Source organism: Pseudazoarcus sp. NS20, from assembly GCF_059703745.1.
Genome location: NZ_BAAKIY010000007.1, coordinates 1 through 5,204, shown reverse-complemented (window position 1 = coordinate 5,204; position 5,204 = coordinate 1). Strand labels below are relative to the sequence as shown.

Here is a 5,204-nt window from a genome sequence, read left to right as displayed (position 1 = left end):
GCGTGTTGATGCATGGTTATAGGATCAAGCCTCACGGGCAATTAGTATCGGTTAGCTGAGCACATTACTGCGCTTACACACCCGACCTATCAACGTTGTGGTCTTCAACGACCCTTCAGGGGGCTCAAGGCCCCAGGGAAGTCTCATCTTGAGGCGAGTTTCCCGCTTAGATGCTTTCAGCGGTTATCTCTTCCGTACTTAGCTACCCGGCGATGCGACTGGCGTCACAACCGGTACACCAGAGGTACGTCCACTCCGGTCCTCTCGTACTAGGAGCAGGCCCTCTCAAACTTCCAGCGCCCACGGCAGATAGGGACCAAACTGTCTCACGACGTTTTAAACCCAGCTCACGTACCACTTTAAATGGCGAACAGCCATACCCTTGGGACCGGCTACAGCCCCAGGATGTGATGAGCCGACATCGAGGTGCCAAACTCCGCCGTCGATGTGAACTCTTGGGCGGAATCAGCCTGTTATCCCCAGAGTACCTTTTATCCGTTGAGCGATGGCCCTTCCATACAGAACCACCGGATCACTATGACCTGCTTTCGCACCTGCTCGACTTGTCGGTCTCGCAGTCAAGCCACCTTTTGCCATTGCACTATCAACACGATGTCCGACCGTGTCTAGGTGACCTTCGTACTCCTCCGTTACCTTTTGGGAGGAGACCGCCCCAGTCAAACTGCCTGCCATGCACGGTCCCCGATCCGGATTCACGGACCAAGGTTAGAACCTCAACGACACCAGGGTGGTATTTCAAGGTTGGCTCCACGAGAACTGGCGTTCCCGCTTCAAAGCCTCCCACCTATCCTACACAAGTGACGTCAAAGTCCAATGCAAAGCTACAGTAAAGGTTCATGGGGTCTTTCCGTCTTGCCGCGGGGAGATTGCATCTTCACAAACACTTCAACTTCGCTGAGTCTCAGGAGGAGACAGTGTGGCCATCGTTACGCCATTCGTGCAGGTCGGAACTTACCCGACAAGGAATTTCGCTACCTTAGGACCGTTATAGTTACGGCCGCCGTTTACCGGGGCTTCGATCAAGAGCTTGCACCCCATCACTTAACCTTCCGGCACCGGGCAGGCGTCACACCCTATACGTCATCTTTCGATTTTGCAGAGTGCTGTGTTTTTAATAAACAGTCGCAGCCACCGATTCTCTGCGGCCTACTTCAGCTCCACCCGCGAGGGGCTTCACCTACCATAGGCATACCTTCTCCCGAAGTTACGGTATCAATTTGCCGAGTTCCTTCTCCTGAGTTCTCTCAAGCGCCTTGGTATTTTCTACCTGCCCACCTGTGTCGGTTTGCGGTACGGTCGATCATAGACTGAAGCTTAGAGGCTTTTCCTGGAAGCTGGGTATCACTCACTTCGAGCCACAAGGGCCCTCGTTATCACGCCTCATCTAAGCCCGGCGGATTTGCCTACCAGGCACGACTACACGCTTGAACCGGGACGTCCAACACCCGGCTGAGCTAACCTTCTCCGTCCCCCCATCGCATCTATGATCGGTACAGGAATATTCACCTGTTTCCCATCGACTACGCTTTTCAGCCTCGCCTTAGGGGCCGACTCACCCTGCGTCGATGAACGTTGCGCAGGAAACCTTGGGCTTTCGGCGAGGGTGCTTTTCACACCCTTTATCGCTACTCATGTCAGCATTCGCACTTCCGATACCTCCAGCATCCCTTACGAGACACCTTCACAGGCTTACGGAACGCTCCCCTACCATGCACATAGTGCATCCGCAGCTTCGGTTCATGGCTTAGCCCCGTTACATCTTCCGCGCAGGACGACTCGACTAGTGAGCTATTACGCTTTCTTTAAAGGATGGCTGCTTCTAAGCCAACCTCCTAGCTGTCTGTGCCTTCCCACCTCGTTTGCCACTTAGCCATGCATTTGGGACCTTAGCTGGCGGTCTGGGTTGTTTCCCTCTCGACACCGGACGTTAGCACCCGATGTCTGTCTGCCGTATATCACTTTGCGGTATTCGGAGTTTGCTATTGCGGGGTAAATCGCGATGACCCCCCCAACAATTACAGTGCTCTACCCCCGCAAGTGTCCGTACGACGCACTACCTAAATAGTTTTCGGGGAGAACCAGCTATTTCCGGATTTGTTTAGCCTTTCACCCCTATCCACAGCTCATCCCCTAACTTTTCAACGTTAGTGGGTTCGGACCTCCAGTGCGTGTTACCGCACCTTCATCCTGGCCATGGATAGATCATCCGGTTTCGGGTCTACGCCGTGCTACTTAACGCCCTTATCAGACTCGCTTTCGCTACGCCTCCCCTACTCGGTTAAGCTCGCAACACAACGTAAGTCGCTGACCCATTATACAAAAGGTACGCAGTCACCCCACTTGGAGGCTCCCACTGTTTGTATGCATGCGGTTTCAGGATCTATTTCACTCCCCTCCCGGGGTTCTTTTCGCCTTTCCCTCACGGTACTGGTTCACTATCGGTCGATCACGAGTATTTAGCCTTGGAGGATGGTCCCCCCATCTTCAGACAGGATTTCTCGTGTCCCGCCCTACTTGTCGCACGCTCAGACCCGCCACTCGGTTTTCACATACGGGACTATCACCCTGTATCGTCGGACTTTCCAGACCGTTTTGTTAACCCAATGGTTTAGTCGTGCAGGCTCTTGCGCGTTCGCTCGCCACTACTAGCGCAATCTCGGTTGATTTCTTTTCCTCCGGCTACTTAGATGTTTCAGTTCGCCGGGTTCGCCTCCTCAAGCCTATGTATTCAGCTTGGGATACTCCTTGCGGAGTGGGTTTCCCCATTCGGATATCGGGGGATCAAAGCTCCATTGCCAGCTCCCCCCCGCTTTTCGCAGGCTTGCACGTCCTTCATCGCCTGTGATCGCCAAGGCATCCACCACATGCACTTAGTCGCTTGATCCTATAACCATGCCCCCTGTCGCCAGGAGCCACCGTTATCGGCATTACACGCGTCTGTGCGCCACGCTCCAACCCGCTGGTTCAATAGCAGTTAAGCGTGACTAAAAATGCAATCACACACCCATGTAGCCACCAGCCTGACATTACCGCCGGCGGCCACACACTTTACTCTTTCCACTTTGTTAAAGAACGATGCCTAAACTAAAGGCTAAGCACTGAAGCCACTACTGGCCACACTGCTTAACCTTCTTCGAACGAATCTCACTACCTCACCAGAGTCTGGTGGAGCTGGTCGGGATCGAACCGACGACCCTCGGCTTGCAAAGCCGATGCTCTCCCAGCTGAGCTACAGCCCCTCGTGCTGCCTGTATCACCCGTGCTGATCGGTGGTGGGTCTGGTTGGGTTCGAACCAACGACCCCCGCCTTATCAAGACGGTGCTCTAACCAGCTGAGCTACAGACCCTCTGGTACGTCTTCGTTCGAGGCTCTTTCTACATCCGGACAACCGATAAGTTGTGGGTACTTGAGAAGCTTGCGAATCCTTCTTCTCTTGAAAGGAGGTGATCCAGCCGCAGGTTCCCCTACGGCTACCTTGTTACGACTTCACCCCAGTCATGAATCTCACCGTGGTGAGCGCCCTCCCGAAGGTTAAGCTACCCACTTCTGGTGAAACCCACTCCCATGGTGTGACGGGCGGTGTGTACAAGACCCGGGAACGTATTCACCGCAGCATGCTGATCTGCGATTACTAGCGATTCCGACTTCACGTAGTCGAGTTGCAGACTACGATCCGGACTACGATCGGCTTTAAGAGATTAGCTCCACCTCGCGGCTTGGCAACCCTCTGTACCGACCATTGTATGACGTGTGAAGCCCTACCCATAAGGGCCATGAGGACTTGACGTCATCCCCACCTTCCTCCGGTTTGTCACCGGCAGTCCCATTAAAGTGCCCAACTAAATGATGGCAATTAATGGCAAGGGTTGCGCTCGTTGCGGGACTTAACCCAACATCTCACGACACGAGCTGACGACAGCCATGCAGCACCTGTGTTCTGGCTCCCGAAGGCACCAAGTGATCTCTCACAAGTTCCAGACATGTCAAGGGTAGGTAAGGTTTTTCGCGTTGCATCGAATTAATCCACATCATCCACCGCTTGTGCGGGTCCCCGTCAATTCCTTTGAGTTTTAATCTTGCGACCGTACTCCCCAGGCGGCCAACTTCACGCGTTAGCTTCGTCACTCACAAAGTTACCTTTACGAACGACTAGTTGGCATCGTTTAGGGCGTGGACTACCAGGGTATCTAATCCTGTTTGCTCCCCACGCTTTCGTGCATGAGCGTCAGTATCGGCCCAGGGGGCTGCCTTCGCCATCGGTGTTCCTCCACATATCTACGCATTTCACTGCTACACGTGGAATTCCACCCCCCTCTGCCGTACTCTAGCCGTGCAGTCACAAGCGCAGTTCCCAGGTTAAGCCCGGGGATTTCACACCTGTCTTACACAACCGCCTGCGCACGCTTTACGCCCAGTAATTCCGATTAACGCTCGCACCCTACGTATTACCGCGGCTGCTGGCACGTAGTTAGCCGGTGCTTCTTCTGTCGGTACCGTCAGCAGCGCCCTATATTAGAGAGCGCCTTTTCTTCCCAACTGAAAGAGCTTTACAACCCGAAGGCCTTCTTCACTCACGCGGCATGGCTGGATCAGGCTTTCGCCCATTGTCCAAAATTCCCCACTGCTGCCTCCCGTAGGAGTCTGGGCCGTGTCTCAGTCCCAGTGTGGCTGATCATCCTCTCAGACCAGCTACGGATCGTCGCCTAGGTGAGCCTTTACCCCACCTACTAGCTAATCCGACATCGGCCGCTCCAATTGCGCGAGGTTCCGAAGAATCCCCCGCTTTCCCCCTCAGGGCGTATGCGGTATTAATCCGGCTTTCGCCGGGCTATCCCCCACAAATGGGTACGTTCCGATGCATTACTCACCCGTTCGCCGCTCGCCGGCAGGTGCAAGCACCCCCGCTGCCGCCCGACTTGCATGTGTAAAGCATGCCGCCAGCGTTCAATCTGAGCCAGGATCAAACTCTTAAGTTCAATCCACAGCACTCAAAGTCATCACTGACATATGAGCACTCAATCTTTGCGATTCCGGGGTTAAAAACCCCTGGATCCACAATCAACCAAGCACCCACACTTATCGATTGTCCAAATTTTTAAAGAACCGCTGCCACCCGGCAGCGAAGAAGCGAGATTATGTACAACTCACTTCACTTCGTCAAGCATCTCAGCGAAAAATCTTT

Annotated in this window: 2 tRNA genes and 2 rRNA genes; all 4 read right to left on the bottom strand. The window is 54.1% G+C overall.

From position 1 onward, the window contains the following. Nucleotides 1-20 precede the first annotated feature (20 nt). The 4 genes from AC6H0W_RS14680 to AC6H0W_RS14665 all read right to left on the bottom strand — a co-directional run bounded on the left by AC6H0W_RS14680 (nucleotide 21) and on the right by AC6H0W_RS14665 (nucleotide 4,998). Nucleotides 21-2,905: ribosomal RNA gene (locus AC6H0W_RS14680) — 23S ribosomal RNA — on the bottom strand. A gap of 279 nt (nucleotides 2,906-3,184) precedes the next feature. Then, nucleotides 3,185-3,260 (bottom strand) — tRNA-Ala (locus AC6H0W_RS14675). 31 nt (nucleotides 3,261-3,291) lie between these two features. Next, nucleotides 3,292-3,368, bottom strand: a tRNA-Ile gene (locus tag AC6H0W_RS14670). A 90-nt stretch (nucleotides 3,369-3,458) separates the two neighbouring features. Continuing rightward, nucleotides 3,459-4,998: ribosomal RNA gene (locus AC6H0W_RS14665) — 16S ribosomal RNA — on the bottom strand. The 16S and 23S rRNA genes sit together here with 2 tRNA genes alongside, the layout of an rRNA operon. Between the last annotated feature and the right edge of the window lie 206 nt (nucleotides 4,999-5,204).